Origin of the sequence: Planococcus sp. ISL-110 (genome assembly GCF_018613575.1) — a bacterium.
Classification (GTDB): domain Bacteria; phylum Bacillota; class Bacilli; order Bacillales_A; family Planococcaceae; genus Planococcus.
On sequence record NZ_JAGGPX010000016.1, the window covers coordinates 166,840 to 189,993 of the forward strand.

A 23,154-nucleotide genomic window follows, 5' to 3' on the forward strand; every position below is an offset into this window, starting at 1 on the left:
TTTCTACCTGAAGATTCCATTTCTACATGAAAGTTCTCCTCTTCTACATGAAGTTTTCGCTCTTCTACATGAAGGTTCTTCTTCTCTACATGAAATTTCTTCTTTTCTACCTGAAGATTCCATTTCTACCTGAAAGTTCTCCTCTTCTACATGAAGATTCTTCTTCTCTACATGAAATTTCTTCTTTTCTACATGAAGATTCCATTTCTACATGAAAGTTCCCCTCTTCTACATGAAGATTCCATTCCTACCTGAAAGTTTCCCTCTTCTACATGAAGGTTTTCCTTCTTTACATGAAAGTTCTCCTTTTCTACATGAAGATTCCATTTCTACATGAAAGTTCCCCTCTCCAACCCGGGTGTTCGCCACCCCAACCCGATTCCCCCTCCCAATACCCACAAAAAAATCGGCAGAAGAACCTCTTCTGCCGATCTCCCCCATCTATTCTCCCCTACTAATCGTCTCAATCCCCAAATACGGATACACCGACTTCCCAAACCTCACCGTCGTCAAGGAGATCAATTCGTCTGCGTGCTCATCGTAAAAAAGCTTGTGGATGGTGCCGTATGTGACGAGCTGGTCCTTGCTGATGAGCCTGGGATAGTCGTAGCTTTGGATCAAGTTGGTTTCAAAGGCGGTATGCAGTTCGCCGGATGCTACATCCACCGCAAATGCCGAAAACGGCCGGTCCAGCGTTCCGAGGTACTTCATGGTATTGGCACTGAACATATTGCCGAAGCCGTTCAAAATGTATTTGCCGTCGGGCGTTACGCTGACGTCGGGTGTCATGGCGTATACTCCGTGGTAAGGCGAACGGATTTCAAGCTGCAGCAAGCCGCCGACAATCGGGAACGCCGAGAGGTTCCGCGGAGAAACCGCTGTTGAAATGACCAGCAGGTTTTTCTGGTTCGGCGTCAAGGTGATCTTTGCCCGCATGTAAAGCATTTGCTGAGACAAAATGGCGCCTGTTTTCGAGTCAAAGCTTGTCAAATCAGTGTGTTGATTGGATCCCCCGGAAATGAACACCTGTCCTTCGTCGTTGGCTTCGATATCGTATGGGTCCAATGCCAAATGCCACAGCTTGATCAGCTTCAATGAATCGGCATCAAAAATCGCATAAGCGCCTTCTTCTTTCCGGTCGCCGGTCCAGTATTCATGGTTCATCTTATGCTGTGTCACGTACACTTTGCCTTTAGCATAAGCCAGGCTCTCGGCCCGATACGGCAACTCGACGCTATCTAGTTCGTCAGTCTCGTAATTAAAGGACACCAAACTGTTGGTCAATCCATCGAGTATGTAAAAAACCGGCTGTTCGGGATGTTTGGCGACGTCCATCATTTCAATATCAAGGACGTTTTCCAACAAGGAATCGGCCTTTGCCGTCGTATACGGTTTGAATGCGGGATTGAGGATCCGCGCCATAAATCCGGTAAATTGTTCCCGGTTGATGGTCACATGCGAGCGGAACGTGCCGTCGGGATAGCCGTTGGTGACGTTATGGGCTGCCAAGGCAGAAACATACGGATACGTCCATTGCCCTTCCGCCACATCGGTAAAGCCTGTGGGATACATGCCGCCGAGCTCATAGGCAAGTGCCAGCACTTTTGACATTTCGCCCCGCGTCATGTGCCCTTTCGGATCAAACCGCCCGCTCCCTTTTCCTTCGATCAACTCGTAATAAGAAGCAGCGGCCACATCCTCATAACCCATGTCCCCTTTTCGGATATCGCTAAAGCCCGGATCCGGAATCTTCTCCATCTCCAGCCCCATTTCCCGCATGATCATCATGACCGCCTGCACGCGCAGAATCGGTTCTTCCGGCCTGTAGCTTCCGTCCGGATAGCCATTGATGATTTTCAGGTCGGTCAGGTACTGAATCTCTTGTTTGAAATTCTTCACGTCCCCGAATGTTGCAGCGGACACCGGCTGTGCTGCCGGAAGCAGCATTGCAAACAGTAAAGCTGCCATGCATAAAGCCCCCATCTTCTTCAGCATCTTTTCCCCTCCCTTTTTCTGGTCTCTTCCCCTTGCACGCCATCTTAAAAAAACCGGTCGATCAGCCAAAAAATCAAAAATCCGATGGCAATAACCACAAGCAAAAGAATCGGAAGCGTTATTTTTTTCATCCCCCATTTCCCCTTCCCCTCTATAGCTTCTGAACTTCAAGAAGCAGAGCCGCTATTTAGTAAATGCTTCCAAATAACCAGTCTTTTTAACCTGTTATAGTTTGGAATTTAACGAATTAAGCAATTTAACTAGATTAAAAGAACTATACATATCATAGATTAAGTTATCTAAATATTCAAATTAAATAAAGTGATCCTTTCTAAAGTTCCCCTCGCAACCCAAAAAGAGCCCATTCCAAAGTAAGGAATGGGCTCTCTACCACTAACATTCTATCGACGAAATTTCCGAGTCAATGCCCAGAACAGTCCACTCTGGTTGCCGGTTCTCCTCGACAAGCTGGAAAACCGTGAACTGCAATTACTCTCTTGGGGCAGTGATTTCTGCTCTTTCTTCTTCCGTCAGTTCATCAGAGCGTTTTAAACTCCAGCTCCCGACCCACTCTTTAAATGTATCCAGATTTTCTTGTCTTTCCTCTTCTGTACTGCCCAGGTTGCTATACATATTGCCTGGTTCCCCATCCTCTGTATTGGCACCGTCATCCAGTCTGCGCATGATTGCCCCAGCATCATCACCATTGACTAAGACGACCAAATCTTCGTAGTTATCAAGCCTCGGCCCCTTGGACTCGGCAATATACTTTTCCGGATCTGCTTTTGAAAATCCCAATCTACTATACGAGGAGTGAAAATCATAAAGAAGAAAATCCTTATCTATGGCGCAGGGCCTTTCGGCAGCTTGTTCGCCGAACGCCTTGCAGAAGCTGGCCATTCGGTTTCCCTGCTTGACCACGACGAGCGGCAACAGGAGTGAAAGACCTTCGGCGTTGTTACCGAAAACACGGAAACCGGAAAACAAACGGTCTCCCACCTTCCCGTTGTGGACCGCTTATCCGAAGAAGACTACTACGACTTGGTCATTGTGCCGATGCGCAAAAATCGGGTGCCGGAAATTCTGCCGGTCTTGGCTGCCAATAAAAACGTGCCGACTTTCCTGTTTATGATGAACAACGCTGCGGGCCAGCAGCCCTTTATCGACGCTGTTGGCAAAGAGCGGGTGATGGCTGGTTTGCCGCAACCTGTTGGCTTTAAAAAAGGCCATGTCATGCACATGATGCCGGTTGATGCGAAGAAACCAATGATGATGCCAATTGGTGAAGTGGACGGCAAGGTCACAGCGAGAACCTTGGAAGTGGCAAAAATAATGGGTTCGATGCGCGGCTACCGAATCGAAATTCGAAAAGACATCGACCATTGGCTCAAGACGCATGTGGCGCTGATCATTCCGGCAATGGCTTCAGCGGTTTACGCCTGCAACACCGACCAGGAACATTTTGCCGCTACCCGGGACGCGCATGTGCTGTTAAAGCGCGCACTTCACGAAGCGCTGCTGGCAACCGAAGATGCGGGAGTCACCTTAACGCCTCCAGGGATCAAGGTCGTAGAACGCATTCCCGAACCCCTTTTCGTCTCGGCTATCGGCAACATGGCGAAAACGCCAATCTTTGAAAATATTTTGGGGCACTTGAAAAACGCAGAAGACGAAATCGAGTATTTGACCGATGAGTTTTATGCGATGATCCGAAAAAGCAATACACCGACGCCGACTGTCGATCAGCTGACGGCCTATACTTATGGCAGCAAACAATTTCTGCCTTTCGGATCGAAAGAAATCCCGCTTCGTTGGGGTGCTATCTACGGTATAGCGGTTGGCGTGGCAGCGGTCGCCGGCAGCCGTGCTGGTGAACAAGCAACGGAAAAGGGATTGCTGATAGAAGAAGCTCGGCTTATGAAGCAAAGAGAAGACGCCAGGTTACAGCGCCTTCTCTTTGTTGTCGTATTTTGAATCTTTTTAACAATCATACGCCACTTTCTTCACCTCGCGAAGGTTTCGGTTTTACAGCCGGTCCGCTTCTGCCGAAGTGAAAAATGTAGCCGGATCACGGATCATTCCTTGCCGGCTAACTATTTAATATAGTAGAAGCTCGATTTTTTATCAAAAGCGCTATTTCACCAAGGAAGTCGATTCACGCCTCGGCCTTCTCACCGCCAGCAGCTTCATCCACCGCAACCCCTGGCGCGAATTTAAGCCATCCTTTTGACAATGGCAACACCAGTAAGTAATATAAAAGAAAAATCAAACCATTTAAGGAGGCATTCACATGGCAGACAAGAAAAACAAAAAACAGCAGTCGGAAGATGAGGCGACTCAAGCCAATCTGGAAATTCAGGAACAGTTTAGTGATGATGAAAAAAAGCACGACGAAACTTCTTCTCCCGTCCCGTTTGTTACCAGTAACACAGCTCCATTAACTTCGAAGGATAAAAATAAAAAGAAATAAGCCATAAACAAAGTGAAAGCCAGGATTTGTGGATCGACCGCAACTCCTGGCTTTTTTGTTCTCAATTGATGATGTTGCAGACAAGAAAATCGAACCACACCAGATGATTTCCTTAAGGCTTTAGAAGAGAAGACAGAAGAAGTTATTGCTCACTTAAAACCGGGCCGACTGAATAAAGCCAACGAAATGAGCCACTTGTGCCATATTTTTGAGCCACTTCGGACGGATTTCAGAGCCACTTGAGACATGAGAGAACCACTCCTACGCAATTAGGGTGCATTAAATGAATTGTCTCTAGCACAAGGAGCGATTTATTAGAGATCCTATTCCGAATTATGGAATAAACTGCTCATACCTTTCTTTTTCATGCATGCACTCGGGATTTCCTGAGCAATCCCTCATGATACGGAAATGCAAATCGATCAAGGTTAGGAACCATGTAATAGCTGATCTTATCAATCACCTGGTGTCCTTCGAGGATTGAACCAACTGGCAGTAGTTTCTAAATTTCATTGTCTTTTATCCACACGGCCAAACCCTCTTTCTCCTCCAGCTGTTCCCTTGTAAGCTACCTCAATCCTGTATAAGTGGTATCCACGAACTCCCTCTGTTTTTTAAGATTTGATAATTTCTTTATTCACTTGTAGTTTAGCGGATCCAACGAATTCACCGTTTTTCATTACTTTCTTGTCTTCCTTCAATATCTTCAAGTTTGTAAGCGGGTTGTTCTCGACGATTAAAAGATCTGCTTTATTGCCTACTGCAAGAACCCCTCGATCCGTCAAGCCCAGGCATTCCGCAGCAACCCGTGTGGAAGCATGAATGACATCAATTGCCGACATTCCAGCTCCTTCCATGATCAGCAATTCATCAAAGTAATAAGCTGGCGGTGTCGCCGGAGATCCACAATCGGTTCCTGTCGCGATTTTAACGCCTAATCGGATAGCATTTTCCAGCATTTGCTGATGGGGTCCCACTACCTGACGCGCTTTTTCCAATGCCCATTCAGGAATTCTATCATCCACTGCTAGCCGCTTCATGACTATCATAGTCGGGACAAGATAAGTTCCCTTTTCCACCATTTTTTGCAAAGCCTCTTCATTTGCATAAATGCCGTGTTCAATCGTATCAACGCCTACTTCCAAACAATTTAAGATTCCTTGCAGCCCTTCCGCGTGCGCTGCTACTTTCTTGTTTTTCTTATGGGCTTCTTCAACCGCAGCCTGCAATTCATCGATCGATAATTGTACTGAACCCGGTTCTTCGCCCAAAGTATAAATCCCTCCGGTAGCCATCAGTTTAACTAAGTCAGCCCCCGATTTCATGACTTCTCGGACCGCTTTACGGATTTCATCAGGGCCGTCGGCTTCTCTTCCTAGATAGTGGACATGCCCCCCAGTCATGCAGATAGCTGGACCTGAACTCAAAATTGTTGGACCAACCAGAACTTTATCATTGATGGCATTGCGGAGATTCAGAACACTACGCCTTGGCGAAGCGACATCCCGTACGGTAGTAATCCCTAACTGTAAAGTTTCTTGAGCATGGCTGTATGCATGCAATGAAATCATTTCCTGATCTAAATGCTGAATGACGTTTTGCGGATCTTCACTGCCATCCCATACCAAATGCACGTGGGCATCAATGAGACCCGGGAGGACATATCCACCTTCACAATCAACCACTTCATCACGATCATTAATCGATGGTTCTCCGGTGCCCATGTCAATAATTTTTTCGTTTTCAACAATAATATAGGCATTGGTCATAATATCCTTCACAATTCCATCAATGATTTGGCAATTTCTCAATACTTTTCTCATATCGTTGGTTCACTCCCAGTTTGTATATTTTCTTCGTATTCTGTTTTTATTTCTTTTTCGGTCGTAAACAACTCGACATTTTCCGATTCGGAATGTTTGGTCAATAATGAGACCACGACAAGCAAGATTAAGGAAGCGCCACCACCAACATATATGGTTTCCAGATTGCTAGTGACAAAGAACTCCCATACGATTGTAAAAATGGTACCGCCGATGATTGAAGCAATTGCGCCCTTGTTTGTCGCACCTTTCCAGAAGAAAGAAGCGACAATCGGAAAGAAAACTCCTGCCCCGTAAATTGTGTAGGCAATCATCGCATAGGCTAGAACCGTTTCAAACCACATTGCTCCAGAAAAGGCCACCACCCCAAGGATTATCACCCAAAGACGTGTTAAGTAGAGGATTTTACTATCTTTTGCATCCGGCTTCAGAAATCTGAGATAAATATCTCGTACAATATTAGTTGCCGGTGATAAAAGATAGGAATCGGAAGTCGACATAATAATCGATAATATTCCTACTAGTAAAAGCACCCCAAGAAATGGTGGCAATAAATCCGTTGCAACTGTATATACCGCCAGATCTGAAGAAATCCCTGGAAAAAGAGCTCTTGAAGACATTGAAATCGTGAATATTAAAGCCATAATAATAGCAGCACCGATAAGTGCCAGCAAAGCACCTTTCTTAGCAATACTTTCGTTTCTCGCAGAAAACATGCGTTGATATAAGTTTTGGTCCACCGTCGACAGCATGAAGAATGGCAACAATACCGCTAATGCCCCTATTAAACCTAGTCCACCGGTCCCTTCAAAATGAGTAGCTGGAAGTGCTGCACTCATTCCGGCAAATCCTCCAGCTGCATTCAGTGCTATTGGTGCTGAAATGATAAGAGTGGTCATCAATAAAACATATTGAGCAACATCTGTATAGGCAACTGAAAGCATCCCGCCTAATACCGTATAAAAAATGATTACGGCTGCCCCAATTGCTAAACCAACTTGTCCGTCAATACCGATTACCACTTCCAGTACATAGCCGACTGCTTTCATCTGATAACCGACAATTGCAGTGAAAGCTAAGATGACAGGAATGGCACCCAATATTCTTGCCAATGGACTAAACCGGAGTTCTAGAATATCAGGCACTGTATACTGTGCTAACTTTCTGAGCTTCCCAGCCATCACGACAATGATTGTCGCACCTGCCAAACCACCGGCAGCCCACCAGAATGCGCCAAATCCATTATCATATGCAAGTGAGGCATATCCGACGACCGTTCCTGCACCCAACCACCCCGCAGTCAAAGTTCCGACAAGCACAGGCAAACTCATGTTGCGTCCTGCTACCAAGTAATCATCTGAGCTTTTAACTTTCTTGGAAGCAAAAAGACCAATTACAACCATAGCTATAGCGTAAACTACTAAACCAGCGATAAACATACCTTCACTCTCCTCTTTTCGGAATTTTCTAACTAATTAAATCTTAAGCTTACTTTGAGATCTAAGCATTAGTCTCGTGAGACAAAAAAAAGAAACCAGTTTGTGGTTTCAGAACAAAGGATATATCAAATTTTTTCTATCGGAACAGCAGCATTTTTGCTTTTCATAAAATAGATTTTAAAAGCTGTCATAAATAATAGATAATTATCCGGGTCATTAAACAAAATGCCTTTGTATATTTCCTGTATTTTAACGATGCGGTATTTTACTGTATTGGCATGGACATAGAGCCTTTCAGCACTTTCTTTCAAACTGAAAAAAGTCTGTAGATAGGTATATAAAGTAATTACCAGCTCTCCACCAGTTTCTTTGTCTTCCCTGAGAAGTGGTTTTAACACATCAACATCATAATCTTCAAACAAAAAATTTTTGCTGGCTACATACAGGAGTTTATCTACGCCAAGATCTTCCCAATAATTAATAGGCTTAGATTTTTCTTCACCAATTTTGTTTGATATCATTGCTTGGTTATACATCTTTCTAATTACAGGCACACTAAATTCAGCGGTTTTTTTGCTTTGTCCCATAATAATATCGGGATGTTTCTTTGTGGCCTTCTCTAAAATCGTTTCCGGTATTTGCTGGAAAGTAATTCCCACCACTTTGTTTTCAAATAGCCAAACCAAAGAACGAGAGTCCCAATAATTCAATAATTGGTATAGAAAATCAAAAAATTCATTTTTTTTACTTAGATCTGTTGTTTCTGCCACAAAGATAAACTTTATTTGCTCCACATTAAAAGAAAAACTTTGAGCATTAATAGGTGTATGTATTTCATTTTTGAATATAGATTCAATCAACAATATGTCTTGGGTCTTTTGATATTTTGTTATTGCACTTCTTCTTATCGCATCAATTATGAGGGCTGTTACCCCGTGTTTAATAATGACTTCATTAAATACCACCTTGTCTTTTGTTGTACCGACCATCAAAAAACCATAAAAATCCTTTTGGCGAGACAAAGGGATGATTGTGAAGGAAATGCTTTTTCCGGCAATTACCACTCTTGAGCTTTCTTTTGGCGACTTGAAAAGGGATGTTTCCAAAAACAGGTCTTTGTCGTTAGATAAAATTTGGTTCTTTACTACTTCCAAAATCTCCGTTTTTGAAAATGTACTGCCATTCCAATACGATAATACCTCTAAGGTTTCATCCAGATAACATACAGGAACATTTAAAAATTTACCAATCATCTGTATGATGTGATGCGTATCTTTTTCCATCACTACAGCTTCAAGCATATTTTCATTGATGCTTTGAATTTCTTCCTTGATATGATTGGTTTCAGCAGCTAACAAGGTATTAAAACGTTCGAACAGCAGGTGGTAAGGAATTTCCTCTGGAATATAGAAAAGCGGCAACCCCAATTGATTGGCCCGTTCTATAATCGGTTGAGGAATTTCTTTAAAAACGACTACATTAAAACCTACCGCACTGACTCCTATTTTCTTAAACCAGTCCAAACGGTCTAGAATCCGGTTCACTTCTTTAAACGCATTAAAGGTTGTCAAGATAAAACCATTGGTTTTATACCATTCCCTTTCACGGTCAAGCTCTTGCACATTCACATAATCTACTGGCGATTCTATACCTTTTTCGCCTGCGAACAGCTGAATTCCATCATCTTTCAATACATCAACCATCTTTTTGACAGTAATCATTTTCTTATCTCCTTTCTTGAAAGCAGTAAACTTACTATTAAAATTAGTATAATCAGTGTATATTCAACAGTTATTTGCAAATACCTTTTTTCTAAAAGCAGCAAATTCATTAACCTAGTTATTACAAGCTAAATTTATTTAAAGTTATTTTTAGTAATTACGAAAAAGAGCAGTTTTCCATCTTAAGGAATGGACCAATTGACACCATCTCTGCTATCTGCATAAATTAAAAACCACTCCTTTGAACCGTTTTTTCTCAGGAGTGGATTTTTCTGCATTCAATTAGTGTGTGGATTTATAGTTTAGAATTGTCTCTTTCCATGCGACTCGAATTTAAGTATCCAGGAAATTCTTTCCGACTAGCTCATCTGAATAAAATATGAATGCTAATACCAGCTTAGCGATGTTTTGCAAATCGTCCTAATCTAAAATCCCCACAAATGGATACATATAGCAGGACGGAATTGACACATCACCTGCATCCGTGCCGATTTCCATGAATATCCCCTTCTGTTGCGAGTTGTGGTGTTCGCTGGCGACTTTTTGTAGATGTTTCGTGACAAGCGAGTGGGCAATTAGTAATTTTGATACAAACCCCTCTGTTGAGCACGCGCGCTTCGGTCATCACCCCTTTGCGCGTATCGCTCGTCGATGTTGTGTCAATCGCCAAAGCGAAGTCGCTATCCGCTGCCCAAAATCATAGGGCTGGTCAACCGGCGCTATAGCGATTCTTATGCCAAACGCTACGGTCATATCGTGCGGATCTACCAAAAGCGCTATTTTGCCAAGGAAGTCGATTCACGTTTGGGCCTCCTCACCGTCAGCAGTTACATCCACCGCAATCCGATCCAGACAAAACAGCCGATGGTCGAGCGGCTCGAACTCTATCCATACAGTTCTTTTCCACTGTATTGGGACGACTCCCTCCTAGCGCCGGTCTTCTTGGACCGGGAGCTGTTGCGGGGCTTGCTGCCTACGCCATTCGAGCAGAACAACATGGCGTATTGCATGTACTGTTTAACGTACGCGCAGAACGCGGAAGAAGACGAGCATGCGGAAGACATGGAGCCGCCGGTGATGTAGGGGTGAGGTATTCAGAAGATGGGAATTCCCAACGGTTCCCAAATGGTCCCTGTGTTAGACACTTTTATAAATAGTTAACTATTCAGATATTTATACTCAGTCCAAAGCCTGAAACCCCTGCTGCATCAAGATTTGGACTTTCGGGTCTACATATTCCGTGAATAAGCTGAATCTTCTTCAACACAGGGGCTCGATTTCTAGAAGAAGTTATTGCTCACTTAAAACCGGGCCGACAGCGTCCGCTTTCTGAAGATGAGCCAAAAATCCTTCTTATAACCGAAAGAAAGCCCATTCCGAGATTCGGAATGGGCTTTCTTTTAGTGAATCCTTTTAACGAAAATCCTTATTCGCTGCTCGCGCCAGGAATACGGAATACTCCGCTCTGGTCGTTGACTCTCCAGGGTGGAATGTCTTGTCCGGGTATCCGGTGGTGACCCCATTCTCATAAAGCCCGGAGATATATCCTTTTGCCCAATGCCCTGCTTTCACATCGCTGAAGTGGTTGACATCGCTTGATTCTAATTCGTATGCGATGCTGATGATTTTTGCCATCTCAGAACGCTTCAACACATCGCTTGGCGCAAAACTGCCGTCCGAGTTGCCGTTAAAGAGGCCGGCTTCAGAGACAGCCGCGATATAATCTTTGGCCCAATGCTTGCTTGAAACGTCTTTATAGCCGGATGGAACATCTTTGATTGGCAAATCCAACGCCAAAGCCAGCATTTTGGCCGCTTCTGCGCGTGTGGTGTTCTTAGCTGGTTGGAAGTCACCATCTGGATAACCGCCAATGATTTGGTCGTCCGCTAAGTACATGATTTCATCCAATGCCCAGTGTGTAACTTTCAAATCCGGGTAGTTGCCATCCACGACCACGACGGCAATCGCTTTGCTGCTGTTGCCAGCGGCATCCGTCGCGATGATGGACAACTTCGCCCCGACTTTTTGTTTGGCAATCATCACTTCATACTTGCCTTTTGCATCGGCTGTTGCCGTACCGATGGATGTCGTACCTGCTTTAATGGTAATTACCGAGTCAGCTTCTGCTGTGCCGATGACGCGTGTGGAATAATGTGTGACTTTGCTCGTCAGTGATAGGGTTGGAGCAGTTGTGTCTTTTACAGTCACATTTGTCGCTTCGCTGGTATTGCCGTATTTACTGGTTGCCGTTACAGCCAGAATCGTACCGGCCTTTTGCTTAGCTATTGTTACCGTAAATTTATTATCAGCGGCAGACATTGCTGTGCCAATTTGCTTACCACCTACTTTAACCGATACCGTCGCACCCGCTTCTGCAGTCCCGGTTACTTTAATAGAGTCTTCTGTTACAACATTAACTGTCGGTTTTGCAGGTGCGGTTGCGTCATTCACCGTAACTTCTACGGACTCACTGACATTTCCTGCCGCATCACTTACAGCTATTGATATTCTTCTATCAGCTTTCATTTTGGTGATTGGAATATTGATAAATCCATTAACGTCTACCATAGAATTATAAAGAGTCATTCCGTTTTCAGAAACAGTTACTTTGGCATTTGGTTCGGCTCTCCCTGTAATATGGGTAGATTGATCTGTGATTTTATCTATGTCAGGTTTATCTGGCGCTGTGCCATCCAATACAGAGATTTCTGCCGCTTCACTTTCATTACCATATGAATCCAGAACAGAGACATACAATTTGGTTCCGGCAGTTTGTTTTGGAATCGCTATGTCAAAGTAAGAATAGCCCGAATAGTTTTCTTTTGAACCAATGATATTGCCTGACTGATCTCGCACAATAACTTTTCCGTTGTCGAGATCAAATGCAAGATACCCAGAAACACTGGTTGAATAATCCAGAATATAGTTAACTGTTGGCGAAGGAATATCCATAATCTTCAATGCTTCTTTAGCATTTACAAGACCGTTTCCATAAATATAATCTTTTCCATAGTTCCCCAAATCTTTTGCAGTGGATAATAAGCGATCCACAACTTGATCATTCGTCAAATTGGGCTCACTTGCCAACAGCAATGCTGCGACGCCTGCAACTACTGGCGATGCCATTGAGGTCCCGCTCATCCCGCCCATACGATTATAAGGCAGTGTAGAGTAGATAGAGCTACCAGGTGCTACAATGTCTATATCAGTTCCCCAATTCGAAAAATAAGATGAACCATCATATGTATCTGTTGATCCGACCGAGATTACATTGTCATAAGAAGCTGGATAACGCGTTTGAGAGCTAGAATCATTGCCTGCAGAAGCCACTATTACCAATCCACTTTGATAAGCATATTGAATCGCATTATTGTATTGCGAATTGTAACTATAACTGCCAAGACTCATATTGATAATATCAGCGCCTGCCCATACCGCCTGATAAATCCCTTCGATTACATCAGAAGTATAAGCCGAATCATCCTCAAAAACATCAATCGGCATAATACTTGTTTTCGGCGCAACTCCAGCACCAAATGCGTAATTATTAATTGAACTACCAATGATACCAGCAACATGAGTTCCGTGATCATCGACACTAAATCCTGTGTCTGAAGTAAAGTATGGCGAAACAATCTGATTTGCTAAATCTTGATGATTGATATCGAACCCCTGATCTAAAACCGCTACCACAACATCAGAAGACCCCATGGTTTTATCCCAGGCTCTTTCAGTCTCTATATTTTTATGATGATATTGGTAATAATTGAAATAAGGGTCATTCGGTGTATAGGTCAGTTGAACCAAGTGGTCAGGCTCTACGCTTTCGATATCTTTCCGTGTTTCTAATTCTTCAATAAAAGTGTCAACCGTTTCTCCCTCAGGAACTTTGAGGATAGCTACCTCTTCGGTTTCCACCGTTTTAACACTTACCACATCCAAATCCATCTTTTCACTTTTTACGTCTTCTTTAAATGTGACCATCACTTGGTCTGTTTCCACCTCTTGTGTGATAAGCGGCTTGTCTTCTTCTTCTGCGTATACATTAGTCCCTAACGTACTGGACAGTAATACGACACTCAGTAATGCAGATGAAGCCTTCATGCTTTTTTTCATTTCACTCTCTCCCTTAAGTTCGTAAATTACATACGAGTGTTTGCATTCCTTCCGACATTATACTTTATACCTACATATAAACAACCTTTAAATTTACAAATATTAGTTTAACTGAATCTTTTGGTCACTTTTTCATTTTGGATTCCATAAGTTCTATTTTGGATATACATCCCTGCTATACTGGCGATAATTGAAGGCATTAGGTACTTGGTGTTAAATGAAGATGATTTTGCGAGAAAATATGACAAAGGATAGAGAGCATAACCACTCTACTCCAGAATCATAACGGTTCTTGAAGCTGGCTAATGCCCAGCTTCTTTTTTTGTTCATCATCCCTCTTCGTCCACACCCCAAAATCCACATCGAAATCCCGTTCCGCATCTTCAATGCCGATTTTCATCGCTTTGCCGACTCCCACTTTTCCAACCCGGGTGTTTTCTTTATCAATATGAAGGTTTTCTTCTGCTACACGAACATTCTTCCTCTCTACATGACCATTCTCTTTTTCTACCTAAAGATTCTTCCTTTACCTGAAGGTTTTCTTCTGCTACATGAACGTTCTTCCTCTCTACATGACCGTTCTGCACAAAAAAAAGAAGAAGCCGCATAGACAGCCTCTTCTTCTCCCACTATCCTTTTAGACAATTCCCTTGAAAATCATATTCGGCTTCTTTTTCTTTGCGGATCTTTGTGAAGGTTATATTGTACCAAAAGATACCAAGAGGGAAACCGCTGTGGAACGGAAGCCAGAAAATTGCCAGAGCCTGGAGCCTGTCCTGGACGCCATGGACGAATGGGGCGCCAAACATACGATGCATCGAGGCCTGAAGCAAGATCAAATTAAGAGTTCTTAACTGAAGTAAATTGGTTCCTGTCGCTTTTACAGTAGTGTAATCAGATGTCATTTAACAGATTCCAATCCGTTTCTTTGCACGAATCAAGTATGTTTAGTTCACACGCCCTATAAATATGCCGCATCCCGGAACCACTAGGGATGCGGCATTCTTTTTTTGACGGAACGGGTTTTGGCCCAATGACGCGACTCTCCTCCATCCAATCCCCAAACAAAAAAGATGAAAAGATTACACTTTCCGATATAATGGGAAACGTTGAGCATTGGATCATTTAGACAATTGGAGGGATCTTCGTAATGAATAGAGAGCACTCGGAGAATCGGCTGTGAGCTACGTGCCGATATTTCACCTGACCGTTCCAGCTGTGTGGCTGGCTGTCCTTTTGGCAGCTGCAGCGGCAAGCCTAATTATGCGATGGGTGATAGGAGATAAAATCGGTGAATGGTATTGGAATGCCGTTCCGCTGTATATTCTAGTCTGGAAGTTTAGCTACATCCTTTTTAGTTTTGAACATTTTCTCGATATGCCCTTATCCCTTCTTTATTTTAACGGCGGCTTATACGGACATCTGCTCGCCGTAGCGCTGGTCTCTATTTATCTGGCTTTGGCACAGAAAAAGCAGGCCGAACTGGCAAGGCAAGCGCCTGTTGCCTGGCTCCTGTTTTTCCTGGCGTATCAACTCATCCTGCAAAGCGTTGAAAACAATTGGATGGAGGCCGCACTTCACGCTGCGCTGCTTGCTGCCAGCATTCTGGCGATCCGTCTGCTTGCCAAACGCACAGATGTGCCGACTGGGTTATTGCTGGTGTTGCTGTTCACCTTGGAACTGCTGATTTTAAGCATCTTCGGGCCGCTCTTGACGTGGCAAAATGCAACAGTCATTTTCCTGGCCGCCGTCACCATCGCGATGTACACAGGTTTCGAAAAGAAAGGACCGATTTTGTGATTAAAAAAACAATCATTGCCCTGCTGCTTGTCGCAGCCATCGCCATCACCGCCATAAATTTTCTCGATAAAAGCGATTCTGCCACTGAGACGGCAGAACAAACGCAAACAGCTGGACAGGGACTCGCTCCAGGGGCCATGGCACCCGATTTCACGCTTACCGACCAGAATGGCGAAACGGTTCGCTTGTCCGATTACCGCGGAAAAAAAGTCATCCTGAACTTCTGGGCGACCTGGTGTCCCCCGTGCCGTGCAGAAATGCCGCATATGCAGCAATTCCATGAAAACAACGCAGACGGCGATGTCGAAATTCTCGCCGTCAATTTAACAGCCCAAGATAAAGGCGATCAAGCGATCCGTTCTTTTATCGATGAATTCGGCTTGACCTTCCCGATTCCGATGGACGAAACCGGCAGCGCTGCACAAGCCTATCAAGTCCGCACCGTTCCGACGACATTCATCTTGAATACAAAAGGCGAAATTGCCCAAAAGATTGTCGGGCCGATGGATGAACAGGTCATGAAAGACCAGACGGACGCCATCGATTGACGGAGAGCGACGCGGTTCCGCTGTATCGCCCCGGCTAGCTAGGTAAGTGAGCAGGGACGCATTTCACTAATTAACTCGATAAGTTAATCATGCAAAACCCGAGTAGGATGTTCAAAAGACAGGAATTCCCAGCGGTTCCTGTGTTAGAAACACTATTCATGTAATTATACCCAACGTAAAGCCTAAAACCCCTTCTATACGGGTTTCAGGTTTTTTTGTCTACATATTTCGTGAATAAACTAAATCTTCTTCAACACAGCGACGTATTTTCACTTGACGATATTCCGCTTTTTGATGGCGCGTATCCAGAAACCGCCGTAAATCGTTTTGGCATCATACGCCACAATGAATGCATGGGGATCCAGTTCTTTGACAGTGCGGTACAGCGCCACTTCCTGCTTTTTCGGCATGAGGACCTGCATCGAGCTGCGCTTTCCTTCAAAACCGTTTGTCTCCCAGTCCGTCACCCCATAGCCTTTTTCCCGCAATTGTACAGCCAGTCTCCCACTATTGTCCTGCGAAATGATATTCGCTGTCACATAGCCGAGACTCAGTTTGTCTTCGATCTTGGAACCGACGACAACCCCAGATGCAAAGCCAAGCGCATAAGCCAATAAATTCTGCACGTTCGCAATATTATCCAACACCAGACCGAGGCCCAGGATGTTAATGATCACTTCCAAAATCGACAGCGCTGCAGCTGAATATTGATAGCCTTTCAGGGTCAGTATCATCCGAACAGTCGCCAGGGTGACAAAACTGAGACTGATACTGAAAATAATAACCACCAATAAGAGAGGATGAATTTCCAACATAAACTTCTTCCTTTCCTTTTTTACTATTTCCCTTCCTTATTTATAAGCTATTTCTTTTTTCCCCAGCCAAAACAGATTAAACACGAGCTAGGCGGTTTGCATTACACCTCATACTTTAGTGATCTGCCTCCCATTTAGAAAAGCGGCTAAAACCGCATCAGCTATAGCCTTCCAGGTATGTTCATACCCCGGCTATCATTATCTAAATCCACACTATTCCGCTCTTCACAGTTGATACAATCATACATAAAAGGAATAAAAAAAGTCTCTGGCAAAATCCAGAGACGGTCTTCCTTATTTCAAAAACTTCGAACCTTCCAGATTCAGTGCATCTGCGACCGGACAATAGTACGTGATGCCTTCTCCGACTTTCTGGGCACCGACAAATGCCAAGCCAAGCTGCGCACCAGACGTGCCTTCGCGTGCCATCTTCGCTGTCGAATATGCAAGCAGCGTCAGGCCGCCGGCAATGCGGAACATCGAGTTATACGTACCGATATTTTTTTTCATGAAAGCCCCTCCTTAAGAACTGTTATTGGTATGGAAGTTCCCGTTTTCTAAGGTACTTAAACCGTATTTCTTTTTCGTGCAATTCATATATTTAGTTAAAACCCTGTAGAATTGTCTTTTTCCTCGGCGGCGAGCTTTCGTGCTGCCGAAAAAAACACAAAAAATCCGGCAGAACTGGAAACTGCCGGGGATTACTTATTCAAGAAAAGCTTTTCTGAACGTCCGCAAGAAAGGTTGCTATGTCTTCTTTTGCTGTATCGAAAGATGTGACAAGCCGAATTTCATTTTTCTCAGCATTCCATAATGCAAATGAATGGTTTTTTTGAAGTTGGTCGATTTGCGATTTTGGCAATGACACGAAGACCGCGTTTGACTCGACGGGCTGGGAAAGTGAAATTTCCGGGAATTTCGCCAAACCTTCTGCAAGCAGCTGTGCCATTTGATTACAATGTTCCCAGGGAACCGCACAATTCTGGGACGCGATTTCTGACTGTTCTAACCCGGGTGTTTGCTGTCCCAACCCGGGTGTTCTGGTTCCCAACCCGGGTGTTCGTTGTTCTAACCCGGGTGTTCGCTTTCCTAACCCGAATTCTCCCCTTTTATACGCGATTTCCTCACTAAATCCAAGCAAAGCTTTTTCCAACCCGGGTGTTTGCTATTCCAACCCGGTTTTGGGCTATTCCTCTCTTGCAGCGAGCTTGTTTTCAGGGCAATGAAGCGTTTTTCCGGATTCAATCATCTGCTTGTAGTCTTCTGACCAACAACCCCATAAACAAATCTTCATATTACTTCTCCGTCCATTACTTAGGAGTAAACATATAAAACCCAATGATTAAAGCTATAGCAATAAAACCATCGATAGCTTTTATCGTATTTCTGTTTTCCCCTATGTAGATTGCTGCCGGAGTTCTGCAGACACCTGCTCCGGCACTACTTCAGCTATTCCGCTTGCTGCACAAAAAAAGAACATCCGATTCCAGGAATCGGATGTTCTTATTCAATTAGAATGGCAGCATCGATTCCCCCACTCGTCCATTACTAACGTTCACAAACACGCGATTTCTACTTTATTAATTGCATGATCTCCTCGTTAGATGGAATAGAAGAAATAGCCCCTTTTCCAGTAGTAGTTAGGGCTCCGCTGGCATTTGCAAAGGCCAATATTTCTTTATGATGCTCGTTTACGACCGCTTCTAAAGTGTCTCGAGTGACATTCTTATTCAGCAATTGGTACAGAACGTGGAAGAAGAATTGTATGTGTTAGTCTATCTGTACTCCTCTCATTCAGAGAGCTATCTTTTTTAATAAGAACCAAATAATTATCTTCTAACAGCAATCTGGTTGCGGAGATTGCTGTTAGAAGAAGCTATACTCACAACAACAAAGAGAAGGCGCCAGATTACAGCGCCTTCTCTTTGTTTTGTCCTATGAAACCTCCCTAACCACCACACGTCGTTTCCTTTCGTAAAGGTTTCAGTTTACAGGCAGTCCGCTTTTCCGGAAATGAGAAATTTAGCCGAGTCATACTCAGCCCTGGCAAGCTATCTAGTTAGTATGATAGGGATGCGATTTCTAAACTGCGGAAAGAACCTATTGGATACTTACTATTTAACCGTTGAATTTTTGCGATAACAATAGATTTAAATTAACATTATGTACAATAAAACCATTGTACCGCTCATCGATATGAAGATGACAACTAGCGAAAAACTCAGTATATGGTATTCATTTTTAATGGCTTTTGACATCCATAATCTTATATTTTTCATTTTCATCGCTACAGATTTAATGGTTTTTCCAGTTCCCTTCATTAAGAATATGGATAGTTGCTTTTCTGATACGGGAACTTCCGAGACATTGGAATCCTCTCTCACTAAATAAAGGTATGGACACATGGCAATCGAGGCGATGAGTAAGAAGAATAAGTTAACACTACTCAAAACTTCTTCTTCTATGTTTAATAAAGTTCCGTTTGTCAATTTAAGCTAGACAGATCTACTCCATTCAGGTGACTCAAAAATGCTTCCAAGGGTGTACGATAATCCAGCGACTTCCGTGGGATGTTATTCCGTTTGTCGGCCACCGTGGAAACGAACGGTTGATCCACCTGATTGAAGTCCATTTCCTTTGGCAATCCGTCTTTACGAAGGAGTCCGTTGGAATTTTCATTCAAGGCGCGCTGTGAAGGCGTGCCGGGATCCGCAAAATAAATCGAGACGTCGTGCCGGTTGCACAACGGTTTCCAATTGGAGAATTCCTTCCCACAGTCAAACGTGATGGATTTGAACAGATTTCGTGGAACCCCTTGAAACCACTGGCTTAAAGCAATTTCAATATCACATGCCTTACGTCCTGCAGGCTTGATGGCAATAATGACTTTTGTCAGCCTTTCGACCAGCGTGATCACCGCACTTTTGTGTCGGACGCCCACGATGGTGTCGCCTTCGATGTGCCCGAACTCTTGTTGGAAAGACGGATAATCGGCTTCCCGTTCGGAAATATGCCGTTTGAACGCCTGCTTACCCCGGCGTTCCTGGTGGCCATTGGGTTTCCGTTTGCCTTTCATCGGAAGTGTGGCTACATCAAAGACCCGATTTTTGAACATGCGATAGAGCGTGCGCACGGAACAGTCAATCGCCGTCTCTGCGCGGCCGACAATGACATCCGGCGTCCAGCCCTGCGCCACCTTGTCTTGAATATAGGCAACTTGTTTCTTCGGCAAGACCATTTTTCGTCGGCCGCAGCGTTTCTTGTTTTTCTTGTATTGTGTGTAGAAATCGAGGGCTGTATGCCCTAATTTCAGGAAGTTGATGACATTGTAGATCGGCTGCCTGGAACGGTTCAGGCACTCAGCAATGATCGCCACAGGTATATTTTGGCGGTGGTAGGATTCTATCATCACCAATTCATCCGTGTTAAGATGGGTGTAGGTCATTCGTGATCACTCCTATGTTTTTCTTTGGTCGGAAAATACATTTAGAGTGTATCACGAATGGCTTTTTCAGTTGTCTAGCTTAATTTTACAATCGGCGAAGTTATAAAAAAAGGGAGAAACCCAAACATTACAATTACTAAAGTGAAAATCCCTAAAAGCTGTTTTATAATTACTGCATGATGATAATCATTCATTTCTATCGAACGTCTACTGCTTGTATATTTAATGATCATTTCTAGTAGAATTACATATACAAAATAATTGAGAGGGAAAAAGAATAAAACGAAAACTAATATATTGTTAGCCATTATTCCAATGGGATCATGCACAAAAATTGTATGATACCAATTAAGAAAACCATTAAAATCTTCATTTGAAAACACTATTAAAGTGAACATTAATGTGAATATAAAGGATAAAGAGCCTATGACCATCAACGTTATTATTTTTATGAAAGTGCTAACTCTATTTTTGAGATTCACTTAATTATCTCCCCACGCGTATTGATTGACTAATAAATTACAGACTCCTCCTGCTGATCTCTCAAACCTTCATTTCCCCAACCACGCCCCCCAGCGGCCTTTATCTTTCTTAAACATCTTCAGCTTGTCATTCCAGTAGTCCACATACCTCTTGTCCATGTCTTCGGTTGTGAAAAATTGTCGGTGCTGCTCCGGTGTCAGGTAATAAGCCGGCAATTCGGCTACACCCAAACGCCTGGCTTTCGCCACGCGATGATTGCCATCGATCAACCGGAAGAATTCCGGACGCATCCGGACCACAAGGAGTGGCTTCGATAGATCCGCTCGCGGAATGAACGCCTCGTCCAAATTTGCTGAGTCTAACCCTGGACCAGGCGGCTCTACCTGTACAACAGATAGTTCCACCTCTTTCAGGTTTTCTTGGATCCAAGCTGAAGCCCGGGTGATATTCCACCCGAACGGAAAGCTGCCCAATGTTTCGTCCCCCACGACCGGTTCATTCGGGATAAATGCTGGATTCTCTTTTAACTTCTTCATAGCTTTTCTTCCCCTTTGCTTTCCATTGTCAAGATTTCTCTTCTATCTGCATTTTCAAAAGCTATTGTTTTAAGTATCTCCATTATCTCACGTTTCAATTTCAAGTTTCGGGCTTTCTCTAAACACATGCATAACCTCGGTCTTTATCGATTTTTAAATCGATTATTATTTAAATCGATTATAACCGATTGATCAATTGAGACCTTTTTAGTTTCCTATATGGAGGTCCATTAGTTTGGATGATTCTGGCTAATCAACATGTGTGTTTTCATTAACTACTTATTTTTACATGGATCTATTTCAAAATTGTGTATCACATATAAATTACTATTTTTATAGTTAAAATAGCCTACGACTATGTTATTATAAAATATGTATATTTTCAAACTATCATAAATAAAAGGAAGTGGAAGTCTCACTGATAATAACGTTATTTGATATAAAAATTGTTGAAAACCTTATTTTTTCAAGACCGTTGATATGTGATTCTATTTTATCTCAAGATTTTCAGAATTCTTAACAGGGAAGTGCCAAATGATAAAAAAATTAGTTCCTTTAATGTGCGTTGCGTTTCTTCTTACGGCTTGTACAAATGAAGAACAAGCAGAGGATAAAACCACTGCTATTGTCCTTGAAACTGAAGCTGAAGAAAAAGAAGAGCAAAAGTCTCAAACTGAAGAGCCCGTAATTGAAGAAGTCTCGCTGCTTGATCTCCAGCCTCTTGGGGAAAAGAAGTGGTCAAATACAGACGAATCGATCTATGTCGATTTTACCCAAGTTTCTGAGAGCACTATCGAGTTCCGTGTTTTAAAAACGGATGAAACTCCCGTACAAGAATTCATATTCTTAGCAACTTCTCAGTCTCATGATAGCAATGAGTGGGCTGGCACGGTAACTACCACCACAGAATTCCCTGCCGATACTCAAGTAACGATTACCACTCAAGCTGATAGCTATATTCTTGTAGTAGAAGATCTTTTAGACATGCCTCTCAAGGAAACTTCTATTACTCAAGAAGAATGGGAAGAAAAGAAGAAAACTCTTAAAGAGATGTCAGATCAGGAAGTCATCGATTTCATTGCGAATGCCGAGTCAAATTCGGTACAGAGATTTGGGGAGGCGTTTGGAGAAGGGGCAAATGGATACTTTTATGAAGAAGACTTTGAAACCATTTTAAACTCGCTAGAAAATAATTACACGGATACTTATAAATCGCAAACTTTGAGAGAAATCTACGACAATCCAATATATATGCTTGAGACACTCTATGCTTTTCCAATGGCTGATGCACCTGTTCTAAATGCTCATGTCATTCGGGCACCAGAACACTTAACCGTTTTTACCGAGACCGATTTTTATGGTTCCACAGCTCATACCCGCTATCTACTCACAGCTGAGAATAAAGAGTGGAAAATCAGTTCCCGAGATTTTTTGATAAGTCCTGAAAATGCCCCAATGGCTGCACTCTCCATGAGCGACGAAGCAGATGATGCCGACGCTTACGGTGAACTTGTCCACCATCCTGATTTTTATGAATTGGTAAATATGGTGCAATCAGGTGAATATTATTATATAAATACCTATCTTGATTATGACGATATGCAAATATTTGTAGCCCACTACCAAGTAGATCCGCTTACGGGTATGGTGTATTTTTATGATAGAGGAAATGACAGTACCTATGAATTGGGAATAGCACTCGAGGAATAAATGAGTATGATAAAAAACTATTCACTTGATTATTCGAACTGAGCCCAAATGGTAGACACTAAAAAAAATGAGCCATTTTGAACTGCACCGAAATTGTTAGATACACCTAAAAACGTAGGTGTAGTTTTTCTATGGTCGAATTTACGCTTCGAAATAAAATAGAGGCATTGAGCAGTATCTGATTACAGCCATTTAATAGAACCACTTGTGCCACGTTTTAGAACCAGCTAGGACACAAAACAGAACCACTTAA

Annotated in this window: 17 protein-coding genes; 6 read left to right on the forward strand and 11 right to left on the reverse strand. The window is 43.2% G+C overall.

Features of this window, described 5'->3' with window-relative positions:
* Positions 1–441: 441 nt before the first annotated feature.
* Both J7I83_RS11995 and J7I83_RS18205 read right to left on the reverse strand, forming a co-directional pair.
* Positions 442–1,995, reverse strand: a complete 1,554-nt coding sequence (locus J7I83_RS11995; protein WP_215101037.1) for an S-layer homology domain-containing protein — start codon at positions 1,993–1,995, stop codon at positions 442–444.
* 489 nt (positions 1,996–2,484) lie between these two features.
* Positions 2,485–2,982, reverse strand: coding sequence for a hypothetical protein (locus tag J7I83_RS18205; protein ID WP_251047616.1), 498 nt, complete (start codon positions 2,980–2,982; stop codon positions 2,485–2,487).
* 21 nt (positions 2,983–3,003) lie between these two features.
* Between J7I83_RS18205 and J7I83_RS12010 the strand changes: the two genes are divergently transcribed.
* Both J7I83_RS12010 and J7I83_RS12015 read left to right on the forward strand, forming a co-directional pair.
* Positions 3,004–3,969 (forward strand): ketopantoate reductase family protein, encoded by a 966-nt coding sequence (locus J7I83_RS12010; RefSeq protein ID WP_215101043.1) that lies wholly within the window; start codon positions 3,004–3,006, stop codon positions 3,967–3,969.
* 316 nt (positions 3,970–4,285) lie between these two features.
* Positions 4,286–4,465 (forward strand): hypothetical protein, encoded by a 180-nt coding sequence (locus J7I83_RS12015; RefSeq protein WP_215101045.1) that lies wholly within the window; start codon positions 4,286–4,288, stop codon positions 4,463–4,465.
* Between the two features lie 614 nt (positions 4,466–5,079).
* Here J7I83_RS12015 and J7I83_RS12020 read toward each other — a convergent pair.
* The 3 genes from J7I83_RS12020 to J7I83_RS12030 form a co-directional block, all read right to left on the reverse strand.
* Complete coding sequence (locus J7I83_RS12020) at positions 5,080–6,288, reverse strand: metal-dependent hydrolase family protein (RefSeq protein WP_215101047.1); 1,209 nt, start codon at positions 6,286–6,288, stop codon at positions 5,080–5,082.
* Positions 6,285–7,727, reverse strand: a complete 1,443-nt coding sequence (locus J7I83_RS12025; protein WP_215101049.1) for a sodium:solute symporter family protein — start codon at positions 7,725–7,727, stop codon at positions 6,285–6,287. Before J7I83_RS12025 ends, J7I83_RS12020 begins: the two co-directional genes overlap by 4 nt.
* 125 nt (positions 7,728–7,852) lie before the next feature.
* On the reverse strand, positions 7,853–9,448 hold the full coding sequence (locus tag J7I83_RS12030) for a PucR family transcriptional regulator (protein ID WP_215101051.1): 1,596 nt from the start codon (positions 9,446–9,448) through the stop codon (positions 7,853–7,855).
* Positions 9,449–10,099: 651 nt separating this feature from the next.
* Here J7I83_RS12030 and J7I83_RS12035 point away from each other — a divergent pair.
* The gene (locus J7I83_RS12035; RefSeq protein WP_251047617.1) at positions 10,100–10,531 is read left to right on the forward strand and encodes a transposase; all 432 of its coding nucleotides are present in this window, start codon (positions 10,100–10,102) and stop codon (positions 10,529–10,531) included.
* 330 nt (positions 10,532–10,861) lie between these two features.
* Here J7I83_RS12035 and J7I83_RS12040 read toward each other — a convergent pair whose 3' ends face one another.
* On the reverse strand, positions 10,862–13,564 hold the full coding sequence (locus J7I83_RS12040) for a S8 family serine peptidase (RefSeq protein ID WP_215101053.1): 2,703 nt from the start codon (positions 13,562–13,564) through the stop codon (positions 10,862–10,864).
* Between the two features lie 1,179 nt (positions 13,565–14,743).
* Between J7I83_RS12040 and J7I83_RS12045 the strand changes: the two genes are divergently transcribed.
* Positions 14,744–15,364 (forward strand): hypothetical protein, encoded by a 621-nt coding sequence (locus tag J7I83_RS12045; RefSeq protein WP_215101055.1) that lies wholly within the window; start codon positions 14,744–14,746, stop codon positions 15,362–15,364.
* Positions 15,361–15,912 carry a peroxiredoxin family protein gene (locus J7I83_RS12050; RefSeq protein WP_215101057.1) on the forward strand — a complete coding sequence of 184 codons (552 nt, stop codon included), beginning with the start codon at positions 15,361–15,363 and terminating at the stop codon, positions 15,910–15,912. The genes J7I83_RS12045 and J7I83_RS12050 overlap by 4 nt, the downstream gene beginning before the upstream one ends.
* Positions 15,913–16,181: 269 nt before the next feature.
* Here J7I83_RS12050 and J7I83_RS12055 read toward each other — a convergent pair whose 3' ends face one another.
* The 5 genes from J7I83_RS12055 to J7I83_RS12075 all read right to left on the reverse strand — a co-directional run bounded on the left by J7I83_RS12055 (position 16,182) and on the right by J7I83_RS12075 (position 21,191).
* Positions 16,182–16,727, reverse strand: a complete 546-nt coding sequence (locus tag J7I83_RS12055) for a DUF2179 domain-containing protein (protein WP_215101059.1) — start codon at positions 16,725–16,727, stop codon at positions 16,182–16,184.
* Positions 16,728–17,021: 294 nt separating this feature from the next.
* Complete coding sequence (locus J7I83_RS12060) at positions 17,022–17,237, reverse strand: YgaP family membrane protein (RefSeq protein ID WP_215101061.1); 216 nt, start codon at positions 17,235–17,237, stop codon at positions 17,022–17,024.
* A 199-nt stretch (positions 17,238–17,436) separates the two neighbouring features.
* Positions 17,437–17,676 carry a hypothetical protein gene (locus J7I83_RS12065; RefSeq protein ID WP_215101063.1) on the reverse strand — a complete coding sequence of 80 codons (240 nt, stop codon included), beginning with the start codon at positions 17,674–17,676 and terminating at the stop codon, positions 17,437–17,439.
* 1,536 nt (positions 17,677–19,212) lie between these two features.
* A complete protein-coding gene (locus J7I83_RS12070) occupies positions 19,213–20,172 on the reverse strand; it encodes an IS30 family transposase (protein ID WP_215101065.1) in 960 nt (319 codons plus the stop codon).
* A gap of 551 nt (positions 20,173–20,723) precedes the next feature.
* Entirely contained in the window at positions 20,724–21,191 is a 468-nt protein-coding gene (locus tag J7I83_RS12075) for a hypothetical protein (protein WP_215101067.1), read from the reverse strand.
* A gap of 534 nt (positions 21,192–21,725) precedes the next feature.
* On the opposite strand from J7I83_RS12075, the gene J7I83_RS12080 reads away from it, so the two are divergent.
* Entirely contained in the window at positions 21,726–22,901 is a 1,176-nt protein-coding gene (locus J7I83_RS12080) for a hypothetical protein (RefSeq protein WP_215101068.1), read from the forward strand.
* The last annotated feature ends 253 nt before the right edge of the window (positions 22,902–23,154 follow it).

Excerpts from the sequence above, each read along its gene's own strand:
- J7I83_RS11995 (WP_215101037.1), bottom strand. The coding sequence starts at position 1,995 with ATGCTGAAGAAGATGGGGGCTTTATGCATGGCAGCTTTACTGTTTGCA.
- J7I83_RS12015 (WP_215101045.1), top strand. The coding sequence starts at position 4,286 with ATGGCAGACAAGAAAAACAAAAAACAGCAGTCGGAAGATGAGGCGACT.
- J7I83_RS12020 (WP_215101047.1), bottom strand. The coding sequence starts at position 6,288 with ATGAGAAAAGTATTGAGAAATTGCCAAATCATTGATGGAATTGTGAAG.
- J7I83_RS12025 (WP_215101049.1), bottom strand. The coding sequence starts at position 7,727 with ATGTTTATCGCTGGTTTAGTAGTTTACGCTATAGCTATGGTTGTAATT.
- J7I83_RS12030 (WP_215101051.1), bottom strand. The coding sequence starts at position 9,448 with ATGATTACTGTCAAAAAGATGGTTGATGTATTGAAAGATGATGGAATT.
- J7I83_RS12035 (WP_251047617.1), top strand. The coding sequence starts at position 10,100 with ATGTTGTGTCAATCGCCAAAGCGAAGTCGCTATCCGCTGCCCAAAATC.
- J7I83_RS12040 (WP_215101053.1), bottom strand. The coding sequence starts at position 13,564 with ATGAAAAAAAGCATGAAGGCTTCATCTGCATTACTGAGTGTCGTATTA.
- J7I83_RS12055 (WP_215101059.1), bottom strand. The coding sequence starts at position 16,727 with ATGTTGGAAATTCATCCTCTCTTATTGGTGGTTATTATTTTCAGTATC.
- J7I83_RS12060 (WP_215101061.1), bottom strand. The coding sequence starts at position 17,237 with ATGAAAAAAAATATCGGTACGTATAACTCGATGTTCCGCATTGCCGGC.
- J7I83_RS12065 (WP_215101063.1), bottom strand. The coding sequence starts at position 17,676 with ATGGCACAGCTGCTTGCAGAAGGTTTGGCGAAATTCCCGGAAATTTCA.
- J7I83_RS12070 (WP_215101065.1), bottom strand. The coding sequence starts at position 20,172 with ATGACCTACACCCATCTTAACACGGATGAATTGGTGATGATAGAATCC.
- J7I83_RS12075 (WP_215101067.1), bottom strand. The coding sequence starts at position 21,191 with ATGAAGAAGTTAAAAGAGAATCCAGCATTTATCCCGAATGAACCGGTC.
- J7I83_RS12080 (WP_215101068.1), top strand. The coding sequence starts at position 21,726 with ATGATAAAAAAATTAGTTCCTTTAATGTGCGTTGCGTTTCTTCTTACG.